Source organism: Streptomonospora halophila, from assembly GCF_039542725.1.
GTDB classification, from domain to species: domain Bacteria; phylum Actinomycetota; class Actinomycetes; order Streptosporangiales; family Streptosporangiaceae; genus Streptomonospora; species Streptomonospora halophila.
Map to the genome: position 1 here is coordinate 32,122 of NZ_BAABIK010000019.1, position 19,263 is coordinate 51,384.

Consider the following 19,263-nt stretch of genomic DNA (forward strand, 5'->3'; position numbering starts at 1 on the left):
CGGTCCGCGTGCTCCCCCCGCGCCCGCTCAGCCGCCGGCGCCCTCGGGCAGGGGCCGGGCCACGAGGACCGGCACCGCGCTGTGGTGCAGCACCGCCTGGCTCACCGAGCCCAGGAGCAGTCCCGCGAACCCGCCGCGCCCGCGCGAACCCACCACGATGAGGGCGGCGCCGCGGCCTTCCGCCAGCAGCGCGTGCGCGGGATGGTCCTCGACCGCCACGACGCGGACCGGGACACCGTCCGTCTCGGTCGTGCGCGCCGCCTCCACCAGTGTGCGGACGTACTTGTCGGCGCGCGCGGCGGTGTCCTCGCGGTCGGCGGCATAGCCCGCGGCCGAGAACGGCGCGGCGTCGACGGGCGCCGGGACCGACCACGCGTGTACGGCCACGAGCGGGGCGCCGGTGCGCGCCGCCTCCGCGAAGGCCGTCCGCAGCGCGACCTTCGCGTCGTCGGAGCCGTCCAGTCCCGCCACCACGCTCCGCCGGTCCTCTCCGGCCGCGCCGCGGCCGCCCTGCTCGGCGTGCGCGGGTTCGGGGACCACCGCCACCGGGCAGGGCGCATGGGCGCTGACCCGGATGCTCACCGCGCCCAGGAACGCCGAGGCGACGCCGCCCAGGCCGCGCGAGCCCACGACCACCATCGCGGCCGTGCGCGCCGCGGCGAGCAGGGCGCGGGACGCTTCGAGCGAGGAGACCTCGGTGCGTACGCCCAGTTCGGGATGTTCCGACGCCACGTGCGCGACGGCCTCCTCCAGAAGCCGGGCGGCGTGGTCGGCCGTCTCCTGCGACGGTGTCATCCGCGCTGTTCGCCCCAGCGGTACGGCGAACAGGGGCATGTTGAGGGCGTGCAGGACAACCAGGCCCAGACCGCGGTCGGCGGCCGCCCCGGCGGCCCAGTCCAGCGCCGTCCGGCTCCCGAGGGAGCCGTCGACCCCGACGACGACCTCCGCGGGCGCCGCGGCGGTGCCGGTCGGGCGTGCGTTCGGGCTGCTGTCGCTGCTCATCCTGTGGTCCTCTCATCCGTGCCTCGGCGGTGCCGCCGAGCCTTGCTGCGGCTTGGGGGTGCCTGCGGTGCGGCCGCCTCCGCCGCCCTCCCGGCGGTCGGGCGCCGGCGCGGCCGGCCGACCTCGTCGGTCCACCACGAGTCTGTGTCCGGGCGCCGCCGGGCGGGTAGCGTCCTCGTACCCGCCGCTGCAGGGCCTTGATCCCTCCTCTGGGGGCCCGCGGCGGGACCTTGGGTCCGGGGCCGAAGCCCCGACGCCTCTTGGTCGCGCCCCGCCCGGCGCGTGACCATGCGCGTGGCGGGGCACGATGACCTGCGCCGAGAGTCGATGGAAAGGCAGAGCGATGAAGGAACCCCACCAGGGTGACGGAGGCGACCTCGGGCGCCGCGTCGCGCGGCGCCGGGCCGAACTGGGACTCTCGCGCGACCAAGTGGCCGAGTCCGCCGGCATGGACCCCGGCTATGTCGCCTACCTGGAGGAGCATCCCGGGAGCCTCAGCCGGCAGGCGCTGTACCGGCTGGCGCAGGCCCTGCACACCTCCCCCGAGCAGCTGCTGGGCGCCGACACCGACACCCCGCCCGGCCACGCGGCGACCGCGGCCCCCGACCCCGCGATCCGGCCGCTGGGCACCCGCGAGTGCCTGGAGCTGATCGGGCCCGGCGGGGTGGGCCGCGTGGCCTTCACCGAGACCGCCGGCGCCGCCCCCCTGGTGCTGCCGGTCAACTACACGCTCAGCGAGGGCGCGGTGGTCTTCCGCACCGCCGCCGGCGGCGTCATCGCCCGCCACACCCCCGGGCCCATGAGCTTCCAGGTCGACCGGCTCGACGGCGGCACGAGCGAGGGCTGGAGTGTGCTCGCGACCGGGCGCGCCGAGACCGTCGACGACGAAGCCCGGCTGGCCCGCCTGCGCGCGCACCACACCGTGCGGCCCTGGGCCGGGGGCGAACGCGACGTGTGGGTGCGCTTCGAGCCCGAGCGGATCACCGGCCGCCGCGTCGGCGGGCGGCACACGCGCGGGCAGGGCGGGGCGGCGCCTCCGCCCCGCGGCGCGGCCGGCGGGCCGACGTCCCGCCGCTGAGGGGACCTCCGCCCCGGCGCGGCGGTGCGCCCGCCCCTGCCGCCCGAGGGGGATCCGGCGTTCTCTGGAACCGCCACCGCAGACCCCTCGAAAGGACACGGACATGACATCGCAGAACATCGACCGCCCGCCGGCCCGGCGTCCCGCCCCGATCCCGGACCGCGCCGATCACCGCGCCCGCCACGTCCTCGACTCCCGGTCGGCGCGCCGGGTCTTCGCCGCCGTCCGGCTGGCGATCGGCTGGACCTTCCTGTGGGCCTTCCTCGACAAGCTGCTGGGTCTGGGCTTCGCCACACCCGCGGACGGCGCCTGGGCCGCCGGCGGCAGCCCCACCCAAGGGTTCCTGGCCGAGGCCACCGCGGGCCCCCTCGCCGGGCTCTACCAATCGTTCGCCGGGGCGGCGTGGGCCGACTGGCTGTTCATGGCCGGGCTGCTGGGCATCGGCTTGGCTTTCCTGCTGGGCGTCGGCATGCGCATCGGCGCGGCCGCCGGAACGCTGATGCTGGTGCTGATGTGGAGCGCCGTCCTGCCTCCCGAGAACAACCCGTTCATGGACGACCACCTCATCATGGCGCTGACCATGGTCGGCCTCGCCTTGATGAAAGCAGGCGACACCGCGGGCCTCGGCCGCCGGTGGGCCGGACTGTCCCTCGTCCGCCGCTACCCGGCACTGCGCTGAAACGGCGACCACGGAAGCGGGAAGCATGCGGCGGCCCGGCAGCGGTAGTGCCCGCGGTCCCGGCACGGGAGGGCCGCAGGTCCCGGCGGACCCGGCCCTCCGCCGCGCTCGGCGCGCCCGACGCCCCTGGCGGGGCGGGCGGAGCCGGGATGGACTGGATACGCGGAGTGGACGGATTGCAGGGCGCGGCCGTGGACCGGCCGCCGGCGGGACGGTCCCGGCGGCCCGCGGCACCCGGGAAGAGAAGGCGACGTGGAGACCACCAGTGACGCGGTGATCGCGGCCGAGGAGATCACGGCCGCGGCGTTCGACATGGACGGGGTCGTCACCGACACCGCCTCCGTGCACGCCGCGGCGTGGAAGCGCACGTTCGACGACTTCCTGCGCGCGCACGCCCGGTCCAGGGGCGAGGCCTTCGTGCCCTTCGACCTTCGCGGCGACTACCTGGCCCACGTCGACGGCCGGTCGCGCTTGGACGGCGTACGCGCCTTCCTCGCATCGCGCGCGATCGAACTGCCCGGGGAGCACCCCTGCGCCGACGCGCGGACCATGACCGTGGAGGCGCTGGGCGACCGCAAGGAGCGCTGCTTCCTCGACTACGTGCGCACCTACGGCGTGACCGCCTACCCCTCGACGATCGAGCTGATCACGACTTTGCGACACGCGGGAATCGCGACGGCGATCGTCTCCGCGAGCCGCAACTGCGCGGCGATCGTCAAGGCGGCCGGCGCCGCCGGCCTCTTCGACGTCCGGGTGGACGGGCGCGACGCCGAACGGCTCCGGCTTCCCGGCAAGCCCGATCCCGCCCTGTTCCTGGAGGCGGCCCGCCGCATGGGCGTGCCACCCGCCCGCACGGCCGTGGTCGAGGACTCCCCGGCCGGTGTCGAGGCGGGAGCTCTCGGCGGATTCGGCCTGGTCGTGGGCGTCGACCGCTCCGGGCGGGCGGCGGAGCTCCTGGCGCGCGGCGCAGGAGTCGTGGTCTCCGACCTCGCGGAACTGGCCGTAGCCGGGGTTCGCGGATGAGCGCCTGCATCCTTCCGGGGGAGTGCATCCACCTCCGGCGCCATGGCGGGCGCCGCCGACGTGCTCCTGCGCCGCTGCGCCGGACGGACGGCGCAGTGCGGCGTCCTGCAAGCCCTCGCTGCCCGACGAGCTGCCTGACCTGTCGCTCCGCCTTGCTACCGCGGGCACCGGAGCGTGCGGCCGGACATCGACGGCGCCGGCCTACGGGTGGAGATCTCCCTTCCTCGCTGCCGCCGCCGGCCGTGGAGTGCCGGCGCGGATGCGCCCGCGTCGCCCCCGGTCGACCGCGCCCCTCCCCTCCGATGAGCGCCGGGCGCACGGCCCCCGCGCCGCGCGGCGTTCGGGCGGCCGCTCCGCCCGCGGGGCGCCGATCGGTGCGGTCGATGGGGCAGACGCCGCTTCCCGGGTACTGTGCGGACCGGGCACACCTTGTATGCGCGATCGAATCGCGGACCCGAGCCCGACACGTTGCCTTCGCCCAGGACACGGCGGGCATCCGGCGAGCACGGCACCACCGCACACCGCCACGCAGACCGATCAAGGGGGAGATCTCGGTGAGCACACCGCCGCAGCCGGAACGGGACCTGGCCACCGAACTGGCCGCGCTCGCCCGCGCCCTGCAGGAGCGCCGGGACGTGGCGGACGTACGCGCCGACATCGTCGCCGCCGCCGTACGCCTGGTGCCCGGCGCCGACCACGCCGCGCTCTCCCTCCAGGAGCGCACGGGCCTGCGCTCCGCCGCCGCGACCGGCGAATCGGCGCGGCGCACCGACACCCTGCAGTACTGGTGCCGCCAAGGTCCCTCGGTGCAGGCGGTCGACGACGCCGCCGCCGTGCGCGCGGACCTGCACCGGGAGACACGCTGGCCGGAGTTCACGCCGCGGGCCCTCGATCGCGGCGTCGGCTCCGTCCTGGCGCTGCCGCTGACGCAGAAGGGCGCCCAGGGGGCGCTGCTGCTGTTCTCCCCGGCCGTGTCGGCCTTCACCGCCGACGACGAGCGCATCGCGGGCCTGGTGGCCGCGCACGCGGGCGCGGCGCTGGCCGCGGCGCACGAACGCGCGCACCTGCGCGCGGCGCTGGAGAGCCGCGAGGTCATCGGCCAGGCCACCGGGGTGCTGATGGAGCGGAACCGGCTCCCGGCCGAGGACGCCTTCGCCGCCCTGTCCCGGGCCTCGCAGAACACCAACCGCAAGCTGCGCGAGGTCGCCGAGCACCTCGTGCGCGCCCGCGCGGCCGACCCGGCGGCACCCGGAAGGCGCGGCGGCAACCGCTCCGCCGACCCGGCCGCGCCCCCGGTCTGAGGCGACCCGCGACCCGCCGCCACCGGTCCTCCAGCGGCCGGTCGGCGCAGGCGGCGCGGATCCGGCGCCGCATTCGGCGCCGCCGGGGTTCTATTCGCTGAACTCGGTCACGGGAAGCGCCTTGTCCACCCGAGCGGCGGCCAGATCGTCGTGGCGGATCACAAAACCCCCGGAGTAGAACTCGTCGGGCACGCGGAAGCGGGCGAGCGACATCCATTCGCCGGCCAGCCGGTGCTTCTCCTTCTCCACATGCGAATACCACTGCGCCATCGGGATGGTGATCTCACCGGCCTTCTCGCGCCCCGCGAGCGTCTGCTCCGCAATGCTCGAGATCACGTCATCGTCGGCATACCCGCCGATGTAGGCGCTGGCGAGCCCCTCGTCGCGCCAGAGGCCGCGGGCCAGAGCACAGAGCTCGTCCAGGTGCGGCATGTCCCGCTCCAGGCCGCGGGCCAGCTGCTGCTGGAAGGGCGACAGGTCGTCCTCGTCCTCATCCTCGTCTTCGTCGGTTTCGAACCACGGGGGCAGCTCGGCGCAGACCGTGGCGCCGACGTCATACTGCTCGCCGACGACCTCGGAGTCGGGGGGATCTGCGACCGCGGTGTCGGTGCCGTCCTTGACATACACGACGCGCGCATACCTCCCGGTGTCGTCCAGGTGGTCCTGCTCGTGGTCCAGGAAGAAGAGCAGCTCCCCATCCGCGGGCAGGTCGAAGCCGTCGACTCTCGGCAAAGCCGCACAGTCGACGGAAAAGATGAACGGCAGCGGACCGACTCCGTCGGACGGCCAGTCCATGCCCACCGGCAGCCGGGGCAATCCACCGAACCGCCCGACCGGAGAACCACGGGAACCCTCGATCAGCCGGATCGACAACCGGAGGTGCCGGGTGAACACACTGATCTCGTCGTCCGGGATGCCCGTTTCAAGCGCTGCGCGACGATACCGCCCCTGATAATCCATGGCCGGGATGATGCCAGAGACAACGGCGGGAGGGCGGATGGCGAAACGTCGACCGACTGCGTGAAGGGACGTGCCGACACAGGGCCCCGGACGCCGGACCGGTGGTCACCCGGGCCCGGCCGCCGTCCCCCCGGCCTCCTCCGGTCGATGGTCGCACCGTCGCCGTGTCGGAGCTGGCGTGCCGCACCCTCTGCGTGACGGGCCGCCCCGCCGGCGCGATGCCGACGGGGCGGAGCAGCGTCGGACCACCCGAATACCGGGCCTGCTCAGAGGGGCAGTGCCTCGATCACCCGAAAGTCGGTGCCCTCGATTCGCGGGGAAATCCCGTCGAGCCGGAACCCCGAGGCGCCCAGGACGCCCTCGAACTCCGCGCGCGTCCGCTCGACTCCCCCGGCGGTGAGGACGAGCATGTTGACGTCGCTGAGGGCGCTCTCCAGCGCCATGTCGGCATCGGGGTCCGTCCGCTCGGACAGCACCGGCTCGATCAGCAGCAGCCGCCCGTCACTTCGCATCGCGTGCCGGCAGGTGCGCAGGATCCGCACGCAGGCGTCGTCGTTCCAGTTGTGCACGACGCTCTTGAGGAGGTAGGCCTGCGCCCCCGGCGGCACGCGTGCGAAGAAGTCGCCCTCGACGACCTCGCAGCGCCCGCTCAGGCCGCGCTTCTCCACCAGGACGCGCGCCTGCTCCGCCGCCTCCGGTGTCTCGAGGAGAGTGCCCGCGGTCTCGACGTTCGCGGCCAGGACCGCCGTGAGGAGGGAACCGTCGCCGCCGCCGACGTCGACGATGCTGCTGTAGCGGCCGAAGTCGTGGGCCGCGACGATGCGGGGCGCCTCGAAACGCGCGTTCTCGGCCATGGCCTCGCCGAACAGTCGGGCGAACTCGGATTCGGCGCCGAGGTACTCGTAGAACGATGTGCCGTGCACCCGGTCGAACGCCGCACGGCCCGTCATGACGCTGTGCCGCAGCTCCCGCCAGGAGTCCGCGAACTCGGCACCGGTGAACAGGCGCGTGATGCTGCGCAGCGAGTGCTCGCCGCCGTCGGCGAGGAAGCCCCCGCGGGGGCCCGGCCCGAACAGGCCGGCCTCCGGCTCGGTGAGCACCTCCAAGGTCACCAGGGCGCGCAGCAGCCGATGCAGCGAACGAGCGTGGGCCCCGGTGGCGTCGGCGATCTCGCCGACGTCCAGAGGCCGGTCCCGGACGAGATCCGGAATCCTCAGCTCCTCCGCGGTCCGGATGATCTGTGAGCTCATGTAGCCGTAGATCGTCCGCACCGCCGCGGCGCGAGCCGCGGCTTCGGCGCGGTCGGGCGCACTCATGCGGTCACCAGCACAGACGCCACGACCTCGGCGAAGGAGTCGACGCATGCGCCGGCGCCCGCCGACGCCAGCTCGTCGCGCCCGCCGACGCCGTAGGTGACCGCGATCGTTCGCATGCCGGCCTGCCTGCCCATGCGGATGTCGCCGGCGGTGTCGCCCACGACCGTGCACCGCTGCGGCTCGACGCCGAGCAGCTCGGCGGCGTGTACAGCCATGTCGGGAGCCGGCTTGCCCTCGGCCACGAGGTCGTGGCCGACCAGGACGTCGAAGCTCTCCGCGAGGCCCGTGAGCCGCACAGTCTTGCGGGCGCCGTCCAGGGTCTTGGAGGTGGCGACCGCGGTCAGCACTCCGTTCGCGCGCAGCTTTCCCAGTCCTTCGGCGACACCCGGGTAGAGCAGTGCGGCGGCGTGCTCGCGTACGTAGGCGCCGAAGCGCTCCCGGTACAGCGCGGTGGCCGTGTCGATATCGGGGTGGCCCGGCGGCAGGCGCATCAGCCGTGCCAGGTTCTGGTCAAGGGGCTTGCCGACGGTCGCCCGGATCTCCTCGGGGGTGCACTCGGCCCCCATCTCGCCCAGGATCGTGCCGGTGATCTCGGTGATGGCGGCGGGGCTGTCGACGAGGGTGCCGTCGAGGTCGAAGATGGCGGCTTCGTTCATCCCTGCTCCCCGGTGGCGCTCATGGCGACGGCCAGCTCTCCGGAGAGGCGGGCGTTGCTGATCAGTACGGCCTTGGTCGCCTTGCCGCTGCGCCCGCCCGTCGCCTCGACGACGGCCTTCATGAGGAACGGGCTGAGCGCGTTTCCGGTGATCCCGGAGCGCTCGGCCTCGGTCAGCGCGTCACCGACGGCGTTGTCGATGTCCTCCTGGGGGAGGGCGTCCTCCTCGGGGATCGGGGCGGTCAGCAGCACGGTGCTGTCCCCGTTGAGGTCCCAGTGCAGCCGGGCCGCGCGGGCCGCGGTCTCCATCTCGTCGACGCGGGTGACCGGGATGCCCGAGTTGCGCGCGTAGAAGGCCGGAAACTCGTCGAACCGGTAGCCCAGGACCGGCACCCCCGCGGTTTCCAGGTACTCCACCGTCTTGGGCAGGTCGAGGATGCTCTTGGCGCCGGCGCAGACCACGACGATCCGCGTACGGGTGAACTGCTGCAGGTCCGCGGAGATGTCGAGGGTCTGCTGGACGCCGCGGTGGACGCCGCCGATGCCGGCCGTGGAGAAGACGGGGATCCCGGCGAGCTGGGCGATCACGATGGTCGAGGCGACGGTCGTGGCTCCGAGGTCGCCGCGCGCGAGGACCAGCCCCAAGTCGCGCGCGCTGACCTTGGCGATGTCGCCGGACCGGCCGAAGCGGTCGATGGTCGTGTCGTCCATGCCGACGACGAAGCGGCCGTCGACGATGCCGATCGTCGCGGGGACGGCCCCGGCGTCGCGGACCGCCTTCTCGATGCCGGTGGCGATCTCGACGTTGAGCGGGTATCCCGGACCGTGCGCGATCAGCGACGACTCCAGGGCTACGACGGGGCGCCGGTCGGCGAGCGCGTCGCGGACTTCCTCGTTGATGTCGAGCGGAGGTGTCACGGTGTCATCCTTTCCCACCGGGGGGTGTGGCGGAGGCCGAGGCCGTTGGCGCTCTCCACAGTGCCGACCCCGGTGGAGGGGCACATCACGTGTTCCCGTGACTTCGCGCGGACGGAGCGCGGACGGGCCGGACGGGGTCGCGCGGACGGGGGCGCGCGGCGGCTCCGGCGCGCGCCCCCGGGAAGCGCTGGTACGTGCGCCGTCAGGCCTGTTCGGCCCCGACCTCGGGACGCGGCTCAGGACCGGACCGGTCCTCGGCCTCGGGGGCGGCACCGGGCTCGGGCTGGGCCGCCCGGGGCAGCATGGGCACCAGGAGCAGGGCGACCAGGAAGGCTCCCGCGTTGTACCACAGCGTGACGGCGGCGGCGTCGGAGAACGCCTGGCGGTGGGCCGGAACGGCCGGGTCGACCGGCGCACCCGTCGTGGCCAGCCAGAAGAAGAGGACTCCGACCACGGCCACGCCGAATGCGGTGCCCAGCTGCATGACCGCGTTGGCCACGCCCGAGCCGGCTCCGGCGCTGTCTGCGGGCACGTCGGCGAGGACGACGCTGGCCAGGATGGGCACGCACATGCCCATGCCGAGACCGGTGGCCAGAACCGGCAGCGCCACCTGCCACCACGTGACCTGGGGGCCGACGGTCGACAGCACCGCGATCAGGGTGACCGCGCCCACGAGCATGACCGCCAGGCCGATGCCGATGACCCGGCGCCCGTGGGTGGTGGCGTAGCGCTGGGCGACGCCGGACATCAGGGTGATGCCGATCGGCCAGCTGACGATGGCGGCGGCGGTGAGCAGGGGCGACCAGCCCTGGCCGAGCTGGAGATCGTAGGTGAGGACCAGAAAGAGCGACGCCAGACCGGAGAACAGCACGAACATGACGACGGTGCCGGCCGTGAACGAGCGGCGCGCGAACAGCGACGGAGGCACGAGGGCCGAGCCGGTGAGGCGGTCGCGGCGGCGCTGATGCGCGGCGAACGCGATCAGCAGCGGCACAGCGGCGGCGAGGATGACGAAGGTCGCGGTGTCCCAGCCGCGTTCGCTCCCCTGGATGAGCGGGTACATGATCGCGAACATGGCCAGGCTGATCAGCACGATGCCGACGGGGTCGGGACGCAGCGGATTGACGGCCCTGCTCTCCGGCATGAGCCACAGGGCGAGCGCGATGGCGGCGGCTCCCAGCGGCAGGTTGACGTAGAAGATGCTCCGCCAACCCAGGCCGAAGAGGTCGGCCTCGGTCAGCACGGCACCCAGCACAGGGCCGCTGACGTTGGCCAGACTCAGCGTGATGCCGTAGAAGACGAAGGCCTTGGCGCGTTCGCGGTGGTCGAACAGCACGATGATGACCGACATGACCTGCGGCACCATCAGGGCGGCGCCCACGCCCTGCACGAGGCGCCCGGCGATCAGGACCTCGGCGACGGGCGCCGCGCCGCACACCACCGAGGCGACGGTGAAGACCGCCATGCCCGCCAGGAACAACCGCTTGCGGCCCAGGATGTCGCCCAGGCGGCCGCCGGTGACCAGGACCAGGGCGAAGGTCAGCGAGTAGCCCGCGAGGATCCACTGGGCCGCCGAGTACTCGGCGCCCAGGCTGCTCTGCATGCGGGGGAGAACGATGTTGACGATCGTCGCGTCCACGAGGTCCATGAACAGGGCGATGAGGACGACGCCGAGGACGATCCACCGGGTGGAGCTCTTGGCCGCCGACGGGGACGGTACTTCCGTCATGGTGGACTCCAGCACTGGAGGATAGGATAGAGAGATATACAATAAGAGAGATTAACGGACATCGACTCTCTCTGTTCTGGAGAGATTATTTGAGGGGTGAGCACGGTGTCAACACCGGGTACACGGCGGTCGAGCGACGTCGGCGCCCTCTACGAGGAGCTGCGCGTGGGGGCGGCTCTCGCGGTGCGCTTCCACGCGGCGGTCGCCGGGCACCTCGGCATCAACATCACCGACGTGAACTGCCTGGGAGCGCTCGACAAGAACGGCGCGATGAGCCCCGGTGAGCTGGCGGCGCACGCGGGGCTCTCGCGCGGGGGCGCGATAACGGCGGCGGTGGACCGGCTGGAGAAGGCGGGGTTCGTCCGGCGCCGCCGCGACGAGGAGGACCGCAGAAAGGTCCTCGTCGAACTCCTCCGCGACGGCGCCTACGCGCGGCTGACCCGGACCTTCGACGCGCTGGACCAGGCCTACACCGAGGTCATCGAAAGCTGCACCGAGGAGCAGCGGAGCCTGCTGCTGGAGTTCAACCGCAAGGTCAACGCCGGCCTGCAGGAGCGGATCACCGCGCTCCAGGAGCACGCATGACGACCAGCTCGCCCTCGGTACCGTAACCGAGCACGTCCGGCGCGTACTGGCTGCCGTCGAAGGTGACCACCACCCAGTCGGCGCCGGGCTCCTCCGAGACCGGGAACACCTGCGGGTGCGGGCCACCCGAGACGTACGGGGCGTCGAGGGCGCCCAGCTGGCGCAGGTCCAGGTCGTAGACCTTGTAGCGCCGTTCGGCGTCGTCCGTGGCCAGCGCCCACCACCGCGCCCCCGCCCGGCGCAGCACGCACCCTTCGGTGCGCCGGGCCGAGCGGTCCCGGGCCTGCACGTCCATGGGCTCACCCAGCTCGGCCCCCGGTTCGGCGGCGGCGAGGACGGGATGGAACTCCAGATCAGGGGCGAACCGGACCACGTCGGCGTAGAGGGTGTGCCAGCGCCCGCCGATCCTGGCCAGGGAGGGCTCCCACGCGCTCAGTGTCGAGGGCGCGGGCAACCGCTCGTTGGGCAGCACGTGTACACCGCTGAGCACGTCCTCGGCCGTCTGGGCGTAGCGGACGTGCACTCCGGGTGTCGGCAGGTCGCCGCCGCACACGACCAGCGCGAAGCGCTCCCGCTCGTCGTCGTAGACCACGTGTCCGGCGTTGTCTCCGGTGACCACCCCGTCGTGGGTGAAGAAGAGCTTGGCGACCTGCCGCATGCGCTCGGGCGCCCGCGGGTCGAACTCCCAGACCGCCCAGTGGGCCTCCTGTGCGAACCCCATCCCCGCGCATCCGGCTGTGAGGAAGAAGCTGCCGCTGCGCGTGTAGGGCCGCCCGTCCGCGTGGGTCACCAGCTGCGGATCGCGGATGCCCACCTGGCCGAAGTACCCGGCACGGACCCGGCGCAGCCGGGTCCCCGGCGCGGCGAACGCGTACTCCCACCGCGCCAGGAGGTCCGGGTCGCGGAGATCGACCAGATGGCGCACGTTGCGGCCCTCCCCCACCACGGGCTCCCCCCACTCCCCGCCCTCGGGCCGGACCAGAGCGGTCACCGCGTTGCCGGTGACCGCGACAGCGAACTGGTAGGGCGGTGTGAGCTGGAGCTGCGCGCCCTCCACGGCGGTCGTGACTCCCTCGACGGTGACCTCCAGGCGCGTCCGGCCCGCCGTCGAGTCGTAGACGACCATGACGCCGTCCGCCGATCCCTCCTCGCCGCTGCCCAGTCCCAGCGCGACGGTGCCTCCGGGCTCATGGGCCGCCACGTCGGCGACGACGGCCCCGAAGGGGGCCGCCGGCGAGCGGCCCGTGAGGACCCGCGACTTGTCCTCGCCCTTCAGCGCCTCGGGGGACCGGTCGGTGTCGAAGACGACGAACCCCGGGGCGAGCGGATCGACGGGGCGGAGGCGGTGCGTGATCTCGAACCGGAGCCCGCGGGGGTCCCCGGCTGTGCTGTCGGCGCTCATGGGCGTCCTTTCCGCTCGGTCGAAGGGGGCGTCGGCCGCCCGGGGCCAGCCTCACACCGGCCGGACCGCCAAGGCATCCCGCATCCGCGCCAGTGCGGCCCGCTCCGCCGCCGGCACCGTCCGTTGCGGACACGGCGGCCGAGGAGGATGGCGCGAACGCGTGAGGTGCGCGGAGTCCGCCCTCTGCGAGCGTGGAGGCGCCCTCCCCAGCGACCACAAGGAGCGAGGAACCATGCGCCTGCGCGCTCTCGGCGGTACCGGAATCAAGGTGAGCCCGTTCTGCCTGGGCACGATGATGTTCGGCCCGTGGGGCGGAACCACGTACGAGGACGCGGCTCCGGTCATCCACCGGGCGCTCGACTCCGGCGTCAACTTCGTGGACACCGCCGACGTCTACGGCGGCGGGGCCTGCGAGGAGATCGTGGGACGGGCCTTGAAGGGGGTGCGCGACGACGTCGTGCTGGCCGGCAAGGTGCACTACCCCATGGGCGAGGACGCCAACACCTGGGGCAACTCGCGCCGCTGGATCACCCGCGCCGTCGAGGACAGCCTGCGCCGCCTGGGAACCGACCACCTCGACCTGTACCAGGTGCACCGCCCCGACCCGCACACCGACATCGACGAGACCCTGGGCGTGCTCAGCGACCTGGTGCGCTCCGGCAAGATCCGCGCCGCGGGGTCCTCCACCTTCCCCGCGGAGCAGATCGTCGAGGCGCAGTGGGTCGCCGAGCGGCGGGGGCACGTGCGGCTGCGCACCGAGCAGCCGCCGTACTCGATCCTGAACCGCTCCGCCGAGACGGCGGTGCTGCCCACCTGCGCCCGCTACGGCATGGGCGTGATGACGTGGAGCCCGCTCAGCGAGGGGTGGCTGACCGGCCGCTTCCAGGGGGAGATCGACCTGACGCGGGGGCGGCAGGCCGCGCACCGCCGCAACTTCGACCCCGCACTGCCCGGCAACGTCCGCAAGCGCGAGGCCGTCACCGAACTGACGAAGCTCGCCGAGGACGCCGGCCTGTCGCTCGTCCACATGTCGATCGCGTTCGCGGCCGCACACCCGCAGGTCACCTCCGTCATTCTGGGCGCCCGCACGATGGAGCAGATGGAGGATTTGCTCGCCGCGACCGGGACCACCCTCGACGACGCACTCCTGGACCGCATCGACGAGATCGTCCCCCCGGGCACGGTGCTGAACCCGGCGGACTCCCACTACCGGCCGCCGGCGATGCGCGACGCGCGGCTGCGCCGGCGCGGCCACCACATCGAGCCGCTGGTCGAGACGCCCGGACCGGCCACGTCGTGAGCGCGGACAGCGCCACCGCCGGCGCGCCGCGCGCCGCCGGACTGCGCTCCGGCTTCTGCGGCGCCGTCCGCGAGGCGGGGCGGGACGCGGAGGCCTGGCTGCCTTGGCGGCGCAACGTCGCACCGCGGCCCGACCTCGTCGCCGACGCCTGCTGCACCGAGGACGTGCGGCGGGCCGTCGCCTTCTGCCGTGAGCACGGGCACGACCTCGGCGTCCAGTGCGGTGGCCACGGCGCCGTGCGCGGGCAGTCCGGCGGCCTGCTGCTGCGCACCGGTGGTGTAGCCCGGGTCAGCGTGGACCCGGAGAGCCGGACGGCACGGGTGGGCGGCGGCGCTCGGTGGCGGGCGGTCGTCGCGGCGGCGGCGCGCTACGGGCTCGCCCCCGTCTCGGGCACGTCCCCCGAGGTGGGCGTGGCGGGATACTGCCTGGGAGGCGGACTGGGGTGGCTGACGCGCCGCCACGGATTCGCGGCCGACAACCTGCTGGGCGCCGAGGTCGTCACCGCCGACGCCCGCGTGCTGCGCGTCGGCCCCGACCGCGAGGCGGAGCTGTTCTGGGCGCTGCGCGGCGGGGGCGGCAACTTCGGCGTGGCCACCGAACTGGAGATGCGCCTGCACCCCGTCAAAAGCGTCCGCGGAGGCGTGCTCTTCTACCCCGGCGAACGCGCGCACGCGATCCTGGACGCCTACCGGGCGTCGGCCGCCGACGAACCCGAGGACGTGGTCACCGCCGCGGTGCTGCTGCGGCTGCCCGACTCCGCGGACCTGCCGGAGCCGCTGCGCGGCCGCAGCGTGGTCGCCCTGCGGGTGTGCGTCCTCTCCGACGACCGGCGGTGCCGGCGGCACGTCGACCGGCTATGTGCGGCCGCCGGCACTCCCCTGCTGGGCGGGCTGCGGCCGATGCGCTTCGACGAGCTCACCGCGCTGTCGGACCCCCAGCCGGAGGCCCAGGTCAGCGAGGAGCACACGGACCTCTTCCGCGTGCTCGCGGACGAGGTGATCGAGGAACTGACGGCCACCTGCTTCTCCCCCGCGTCCCCGGTCTCGGTCGTGGAGGTTCGCAACTGGTCGGGAGCGCCCGCCCGCCTCGCCGCGGACACCAGTCCGGCCGGGCACCGCGACGCGCCCTTCTCGGTGATCGCGATCGCTCCCCGGCTCACCCCGGAGGCGCATCCGGCGGCACGGACCGAGACGGCGCGGCTGGCCGGGCGCCTGGCACCGCACGCGGCCGGCTCGGTGTTCCTCAACTTCCTCAGCGCCCCCGACCGGGTGGCGGCCGCCTACACGCCGGGCAACCTGCGTCGCCTGGTGGAGCTCAAGCGGCGCTTCGATCCCGCGAACCTCTTCCGCTTCAACCACAACATCCGCCCTTGAGGCCTTCGGGGCGGGCGGGGCGATCGCCCGCCCCGTTCGCCCGGAGCCGCTCAGCCGCGGTCCGCGCGGCGCGGCGGAACGGGCGGCAGCTCCACGGCCGCGCCGACGTCCTCGGCGGTGAGGCGGAACTCCTCAGCGAAGGCGCCCGGGTCGGACTGCCGGGGCGGCTCGCTGCTGCGCCACGTGTAGTGGCACACCGGGCACAACCCCACGTCCCAGACGCCGGGCACCGGGGAGGAGGCGATCACGGCGCACGTGCTGTCGCCGCAGCGGGGGCAGGTCACGGGTTCCTCACCTCTCCTTGATCCGTGCACGGAGCACGCGCAGCCAGCGCTGCGTCTCGGGATGGTCGCGCACCGGGTGGCCGTGCCGGCCCCTGCGATCCGGCTCGACCGGGGCAGTGGCGTCGATGACGACCTTGCCGCTGATCCCCACCGGCGAGGAGGACGGGTCCAGCGGCAGGATCGACATGTTCGACAGGTGCACCATGTCCTCGTCCGGGTTGACCTTGGTCGACAGCGCCCACATGACCTGCGGGAGGTCGAAGGGGTCGACGTCCTCGTCGACGACGATGACGATCTTGCAGTACCCCAGGCCGTGCCGGGTCGTCATCGCCCGCAGCCCCACCGCGCGGGCGAAACCGCCCTGGCGCGGGCGGACCGAGACGATGGCCACCAGCCCGTGGGTGTACATCGCGTTGACGGCCACGACCTCCGGGAAGTCCTCCCGCAGTTGCTTGAACAGCGGAACGCAGGTCGAGGGCCCCATGAGGTAGTCGATCTCGGTCCAGGGCCGCCCCAGGTGCAGGTGCTCGAACACGGGGTCGGTGCGGTAGGAGATGCGGTCGACGCGGATCACCGCCATCGCCCGCCCTCCGGAGTAGTGGCCGGTGAACTCGCCGAAGGGGCCCTCGAACTCGCGTCTGCGGCCGAGGACCGCCCCCTCCAGCAGCACCTCGGCGCCCCAGGGCACGTCGAGCCCGGTCAGCGGCCCCTTGGCGAGCGGAACGGGGGCCCCGCGCAGCGCGCCGGCCATCTCGTACTCGGACTGGTCGTAGGCCATGGGGGTCGAGGCGGCGATGGTGACGGCGGGGTCGTTGCCCACGGCGATGGCGATCGGCAGGTCCTCCCCGCGCTCCTCACTGTGCCGCAGGTGCTGGGCGACGTCGTGGATCGTGCCGGGCTGCAGGCCGAGCTTGTCGGTACCCTTGACCTGGAGCCGGTAGATGCCGACGTTCTGCCGGTCGGTGTCGTCCCAGTGGTCCGGGTCGCGGCTGATAACCGCCGCCTTGTCCAGGAAGAAGCCGCCGTCGCCCTCGTTGACGCGGAACAGCGGGAGGACGCGGAACAGGTCGACGTCGGAGCCCTCCAGCGTGTTCTGCAGGAACGGCGCGCCCTCGCGGTGGGTCGGTGCAACGGGGAAGTCGTCCCAGCGCCGGGTGAGCTCCGCGACCTGCTCGCGCACCGGGGTGTCCGGCTCCATGCCCAGCGCGATCGCGTGGTTGGCCCAGGAGCCGTGGGCGTTGAGGGCCACACGCGCATCGGTGAACCCGTTCACCGACGTGAAGTACAGCGCCGGTTCCCGGTCGCCGAGGCGGGCCGCAGCGGTGGCGGCAGCGGCCAGGTCGGGCTCCGCGTCGACCGGTTCGGATATCCGCACCAGCCGGCCGGCGCCGTCGAGCGCGTCGAGGAACGCGCGGAAGTCGTCGTAGTGGGTCATGTCCGTCCTCTCACGCGTCGACGGCCGAGACCGGCCGGACCGCCGACTCCCGGGCCCGGCGGGCGGAACGCATCCCTTCCCACCGCTGCGCGGGCACGCTGATACCGAACTGGTCCAGTACGCGCGCGACGATGTGGTCGACGACGTCCTCCACGGTCTGGGGCCGGTTGTAGAAGGCGGGGGCGGGGGGCAGCACCACCGCGCCCATGCGGCTCAGGGCCAGCATGTTCTCCAGGTGGATCTCGTTGAGGGGGGTCTCCCGCGTCACCAGGACCAGGCGGCGCCGCTCCTTGAGCACAACGTCGGCCGCCCGGGGGATCAGCCCGTCGGCGTACCCGGTGCGGATGCCGGCGAGCGTCTTCATGCTGCAGGGCACGACCACCATCCCGCAGGTGAGGAAGGAGCCGCTGGAGATCGGCGCCGCCTGGTCATCGGGGGCGTAGGCGGCGTCGGCCAGCTCGCTCAGGCGCGCCGCACCGTGGCCGCACTCCAGCTCCACGGTGGCGCGCGCCCACCGGCTCATCACCAGATGGGTCTCGATATCCGGCAGTGCGGCCAGCACCTCCAGCAGGCGCGCGGCCAGCGGCGCCCCGGTGGCCCCGGTGACGGCCACGACGATGCGGCGGCGCGCACCCGCGTCGGCGGCCGCACCGCCGCTTCCGGCGTTCACTTCTCCACCGCGACCGTCCGGGCCGCCAGGTCGGCGAGCACCCGGTCGGTGGGCAGGACGGCGCCGCAGCGGCGGGCGCAGTAGTCGAGGGCCATGCGGTGGTCCTCGGCGGAGAAGTCGGCGACGGCGTCGCCCACCAGGAAGGGCTCGATGTCGCGAGCGAAGGCGTCGGAGGCGGTCATCAGGCAGCCCACGTGGGCGTAGACCCCGCAGACGATCAGCTGGTCCCGCCCCTGGGCGCGCAGCCGCTCCCCCAGGTCGGAATAGGCGAAGGCGCTGTAGCGCCACTTGGTGATCAGCGTGTCGGCCGCGTGCGGAGTAAGGTCGGGCACGACCGCGCGCGGGGCGTCGGGCCCGGCGCCTTCCGCTGTCATGCCCGGACCCCAGAAGTCGTGCAGCAGTCCGCGCTGGTCGCGGGTCATCGAACCGGGCTGGGCGGTGTAGTAGACCGGGATCCCCTGCTCGTGGGCGGCCTCGCGCAGCCGGGCGCAGTTGGCCAGCAGCCGGGTGACCGGCGAGGCCCCGGGGCGGAAGAAGTCCACGAAGTAGTTCTGCATGTCGTGGACGAGCAACGCGGCGCGTTCGGGGTCGGGCCGCCAGGAGACCTGGTTGGCAGGCTGGTGGTCGGGCATCGGATAGGTCAGGCCGCGTGGGATGCTCATGGGTCTCCCTCTGTCGGTTGGCGGCCGGTCGGCCGCGAGTGGTGTGCGTGGCCTCTCCCGCCGGCGCCGCGCGAGGCGGGCGCCGGCGGGTCAGGCGCCGAGCGCAGCGCCGCCGTCGATCTGCAGGTCCTGCATGGTGATGTGGCGGGCCCGGTCGGAGACCAGGAAGAGCACCGCGTCGGCGATGTCCTCCGGGCGGGCCAGCCGCTGCAGCGGGATGCCGATGCGATGGCGCTCCAGGGAGCCCTTGAGGGTGGCCTCACGGTCGCGCTCGTCGTGCCACATCGACCTCAGCATCGGCGTGTCGGTCGACCCGGGGCTCACGATGTTGCACCGGATTCCGTGCTCGGCCAGCTCCAGGCCGAGGCAGCGGGTGAACATGGCCGAAGCCGCCTTGGACGCGGCGTAGGCCCCCATGCCCGCCCGCGGTACCCGTGCCGCGTTGGAGGCGACGGTGATGATCGAGCCGCGCCCGCGCGAGACCATCCGGCCGGCGACCGCGCGGGAGACGTGGAAGACGCCGTGGGTGTTGACGTCGAAGACCGCCCGCCAGTCCGCGGTGTCGAGCTTGACCAGGTCGTCGGTGCGCAGCACGCCGGCCACGTTGGCCAGCACGTCGATCGGCCCGTACTCGGCCTCGACGTGGTTGACCAGGCGTTCGGTGTCGTCGGCGTCGGTCACGTCGACGGTGTGGGGGTGGATGCGGCCGGTGTCCGCAGCGGCCTCGCCGGAGAGCCTGCGCAGTCCGGCGGCGTCCACGTCGCAGGCCACGACGCGGGCACCCTGCTCGGCGAGCCCGCGCGCCACTGCGGCGCCGATCCCCCGCCCCGCACCGGTCACCAGGGCGACCCGCCCGCTCAGTTCCGCATACCTCATGTCCTGTCTGTCCTT

At 73.5% G+C, this 19,263-nt stretch carries 19 protein-coding genes; 7 read left to right on the forward strand and 12 right to left on the reverse strand.

From position 1 onward, the window contains the following. Nucleotides 1–27: 27 nt before the first annotated feature. A complete protein-coding gene (locus ABEA15_RS16630; RefSeq protein ID WP_345557356.1) occupies nt 28–1,002 on the reverse strand; it encodes a universal stress protein in 975 nt (324 codons plus the stop codon). A gap of 343 nt (nt 1,003–1,345) precedes the next feature. Here ABEA15_RS16630 and ABEA15_RS16635 point away from each other — a divergent pair, with 343 nt between their 5' ends. The 4 genes from ABEA15_RS16635 to ABEA15_RS16650 all read left to right on the forward strand — a co-directional run bounded on the left by ABEA15_RS16635 (nt 1,346) and on the right by ABEA15_RS16650 (nt 5,083). Then, complete coding sequence (locus ABEA15_RS16635; RefSeq protein ID WP_345557358.1) at nt 1,346–2,080, forward strand: helix-turn-helix domain-containing protein; 735 nt, start codon at nt 1,346–1,348, stop codon at nt 2,078–2,080. A gap of 103 nt (nt 2,081–2,183) precedes the next feature. Further along, complete coding sequence (locus ABEA15_RS16640) at nt 2,184–2,759, forward strand: hypothetical protein (RefSeq protein ID WP_345557360.1); 576 nt, start codon at nt 2,184–2,186, stop codon at nt 2,757–2,759. A gap of 252 nt (nt 2,760–3,011) precedes the next feature. Then, entirely contained in the window at nt 3,012–3,782 is a 771-nt protein-coding gene (locus tag ABEA15_RS16645) for an HAD family hydrolase (protein WP_345557362.1), read from the forward strand. Between the two features lie 554 nt (nt 3,783–4,336). Beyond that, nucleotides 4,337–5,083 carry an ANTAR domain-containing protein gene (locus tag ABEA15_RS16650; RefSeq protein ID WP_345557364.1) on the forward strand — a complete coding sequence of 249 codons (747 nt, stop codon included), beginning with the start codon at nt 4,337–4,339 and terminating at the stop codon, nt 5,081–5,083. A 90-nt stretch (nt 5,084–5,173) separates the two neighbouring features. On the opposite strand, the gene ABEA15_RS16655 is transcribed toward ABEA15_RS16650, so the two are convergent. The 5 genes from ABEA15_RS16655 to ABEA15_RS16675 form a co-directional block, all read right to left on the reverse strand. Beyond that, nucleotides 5,174–6,043 (reverse strand): DUF1963 domain-containing protein, encoded by an 870-nt coding sequence (locus tag ABEA15_RS16655; RefSeq protein WP_345557366.1) that lies wholly within the window; start codon nt 6,041–6,043, stop codon nt 5,174–5,176. A gap of 266 nt (nt 6,044–6,309) precedes the next feature. Next, nucleotides 6,310–7,359, reverse strand: a complete 1,050-nt coding sequence (locus ABEA15_RS16660) for a methyltransferase (protein ID WP_345557368.1) — start codon at nt 7,357–7,359, stop codon at nt 6,310–6,312. After that, nucleotides 7,356–8,015, reverse strand: coding sequence for an HAD family hydrolase (locus tag ABEA15_RS16665; protein ID WP_345557370.1), 660 nt, complete (start codon nt 8,013–8,015; stop codon nt 7,356–7,358). Before ABEA15_RS16665 ends, ABEA15_RS16660 begins: the two co-directional genes overlap by 4 nt. Beyond that, a complete protein-coding gene (locus ABEA15_RS16670; protein WP_344144749.1) occupies nt 8,012–8,932 on the reverse strand; it encodes a pseudouridine-5'-phosphate glycosidase in 921 nt (306 codons plus the stop codon). The genes ABEA15_RS16665 and ABEA15_RS16670 overlap by 4 nt, the downstream gene beginning before the upstream one ends. 202 nt (nt 8,933–9,134) lie before the next feature. After that, nucleotides 9,135–10,661, reverse strand: coding sequence for an MFS transporter (locus ABEA15_RS16675; protein WP_345557372.1), 1,527 nt, complete (start codon nt 10,659–10,661; stop codon nt 9,135–9,137). A gap of 96 nt (nt 10,662–10,757) precedes the next feature. On the opposite strand from ABEA15_RS16675, the gene ABEA15_RS16680 reads away from it, so the two are divergent. Continuing rightward, on the forward strand, nt 10,758–11,246 hold the full coding sequence (locus tag ABEA15_RS16680) for a MarR family winged helix-turn-helix transcriptional regulator (protein ID WP_345557374.1): 489 nt from the start codon (nt 10,758–10,760) through the stop codon (nt 11,244–11,246). Here the strand turns inward: ABEA15_RS16680 and ABEA15_RS16685 are convergent. Further along, the gene (locus tag ABEA15_RS16685; protein WP_345557376.1) at nt 11,221–12,648 is read right to left on the reverse strand and encodes a hypothetical protein; all 1,428 of its coding nucleotides are present in this window, start codon (nt 12,646–12,648) and stop codon (nt 11,221–11,223) included. The two genes, ABEA15_RS16680 and ABEA15_RS16685, sit on opposite strands and share 26 nt — an antisense overlap. Nucleotides 12,649–12,880: 232 nt before the next feature. Between ABEA15_RS16685 and ABEA15_RS16690 the strand changes: the two genes are divergently transcribed. After that, nucleotides 12,881–13,948 carry an aldo/keto reductase gene (locus ABEA15_RS16690; RefSeq protein ID WP_344144757.1) on the forward strand — a complete coding sequence of 356 codons (1,068 nt, stop codon included), beginning with the start codon at nt 12,881–12,883 and terminating at the stop codon, nt 13,946–13,948. Further along, entirely contained in the window at nt 13,945–15,321 is a 1,377-nt protein-coding gene (locus ABEA15_RS16695; RefSeq protein WP_345557378.1) for an FAD-binding oxidoreductase, read from the forward strand. Before ABEA15_RS16690 ends, ABEA15_RS16695 begins: the two co-directional genes overlap by 4 nt. A gap of 50 nt (nt 15,322–15,371) precedes the next feature. Here ABEA15_RS16695 and ABEA15_RS16700 read toward each other — a convergent pair whose 3' ends face one another. The 5 genes from ABEA15_RS16700 to ABEA15_RS16720 all read right to left on the reverse strand — a co-directional run bounded on the left by ABEA15_RS16700 (nt 15,372) and on the right by ABEA15_RS16720 (nt 19,248). Then, entirely contained in the window at nt 15,372–15,605 is a 234-nt protein-coding gene (locus tag ABEA15_RS16700) for a non-oxidative hydroxyarylic acid decarboxylases subunit D (protein ID WP_344144761.1), read from the reverse strand. A gap of 7 nt (nt 15,606–15,612) precedes the next feature. After that, the gene (locus ABEA15_RS16705; RefSeq protein WP_345557380.1) at nt 15,613–17,040 is read right to left on the reverse strand and encodes a non-oxidative hydroxyarylic acid decarboxylases subunit C; all 1,428 of its coding nucleotides are present in this window, start codon (nt 17,038–17,040) and stop codon (nt 15,613–15,615) included. Between the two features lie 10 nt (nt 17,041–17,050). Then, a complete protein-coding gene (locus tag ABEA15_RS16710) occupies nt 17,051–17,710 on the reverse strand; it encodes a UbiX family flavin prenyltransferase (RefSeq protein ID WP_345557382.1) in 660 nt (219 codons plus the stop codon). Continuing rightward, nucleotides 17,707–18,372, reverse strand: coding sequence for an isochorismatase family protein (locus tag ABEA15_RS16715; RefSeq protein WP_345557384.1), 666 nt, complete (start codon nt 18,370–18,372; stop codon nt 17,707–17,709). The genes ABEA15_RS16710 and ABEA15_RS16715 overlap by 4 nt, the downstream gene beginning before the upstream one ends. A gap of 90 nt (nt 18,373–18,462) precedes the next feature. Beyond that, nucleotides 18,463–19,248, reverse strand: a complete 786-nt coding sequence (locus ABEA15_RS16720) for a 2,3-dihydro-2,3-dihydroxybenzoate dehydrogenase (protein WP_345557386.1) — start codon at nt 19,246–19,248, stop codon at nt 18,463–18,465. Nucleotides 19,249–19,263 lie beyond the last annotated feature (15 nt).

Excerpts from the sequence above, each read along its gene's own strand:
- ABEA15_RS16685 (WP_345557376.1), bottom strand. The coding sequence starts at position 12,648 with ATGAGCGCCGACAGCACAGCCGGGGACCCCCGCGGGCTCCGGTTCGAG.
- ABEA15_RS16715 (WP_345557384.1), bottom strand. The coding sequence starts at position 18,372 with ATGAGCATCCCACGCGGCCTGACCTATCCGATGCCCGACCACCAGCCT.
- ABEA15_RS16720 (WP_345557386.1), bottom strand. The coding sequence starts at position 19,248 with ATGAGGTATGCGGAACTGAGCGGGCGGGTCGCCCTGGTGACCGGTGCG.
- ABEA15_RS16640 (WP_345557360.1), top strand. The coding sequence starts at position 2,184 with ATGACATCGCAGAACATCGACCGCCCGCCGGCCCGGCGTCCCGCCCCG.
- ABEA15_RS16635 (WP_345557358.1), top strand. The coding sequence starts at position 1,346 with ATGAAGGAACCCCACCAGGGTGACGGAGGCGACCTCGGGCGCCGCGTC.
- ABEA15_RS16705 (WP_345557380.1), bottom strand. The coding sequence starts at position 17,040 with ATGACCCACTACGACGACTTCCGCGCGTTCCTCGACGCGCTCGACGGC.
- ABEA15_RS16660 (WP_345557368.1), bottom strand. The coding sequence starts at position 7,359 with ATGAGTGCGCCCGACCGCGCCGAAGCCGCGGCTCGCGCCGCGGCGGTG.
- ABEA15_RS16665 (WP_345557370.1), bottom strand. The coding sequence starts at position 8,015 with ATGAACGAAGCCGCCATCTTCGACCTCGACGGCACCCTCGTCGACAGC.
- ABEA15_RS16675 (WP_345557372.1), bottom strand. The coding sequence starts at position 10,661 with ATGACGGAAGTACCGTCCCCGTCGGCGGCCAAGAGCTCCACCCGGTGG.
- ABEA15_RS16690 (WP_344144757.1), top strand. The coding sequence starts at position 12,881 with ATGCGCCTGCGCGCTCTCGGCGGTACCGGAATCAAGGTGAGCCCGTTC.
- ABEA15_RS16655 (WP_345557366.1), bottom strand. The coding sequence starts at position 6,043 with ATGGATTATCAGGGGCGGTATCGTCGCGCAGCGCTTGAAACGGGCATC.
- ABEA15_RS16630 (WP_345557356.1), bottom strand. The coding sequence starts at position 1,002 with ATGAGCAGCGACAGCAGCCCGAACGCACGCCCGACCGGCACCGCCGCG.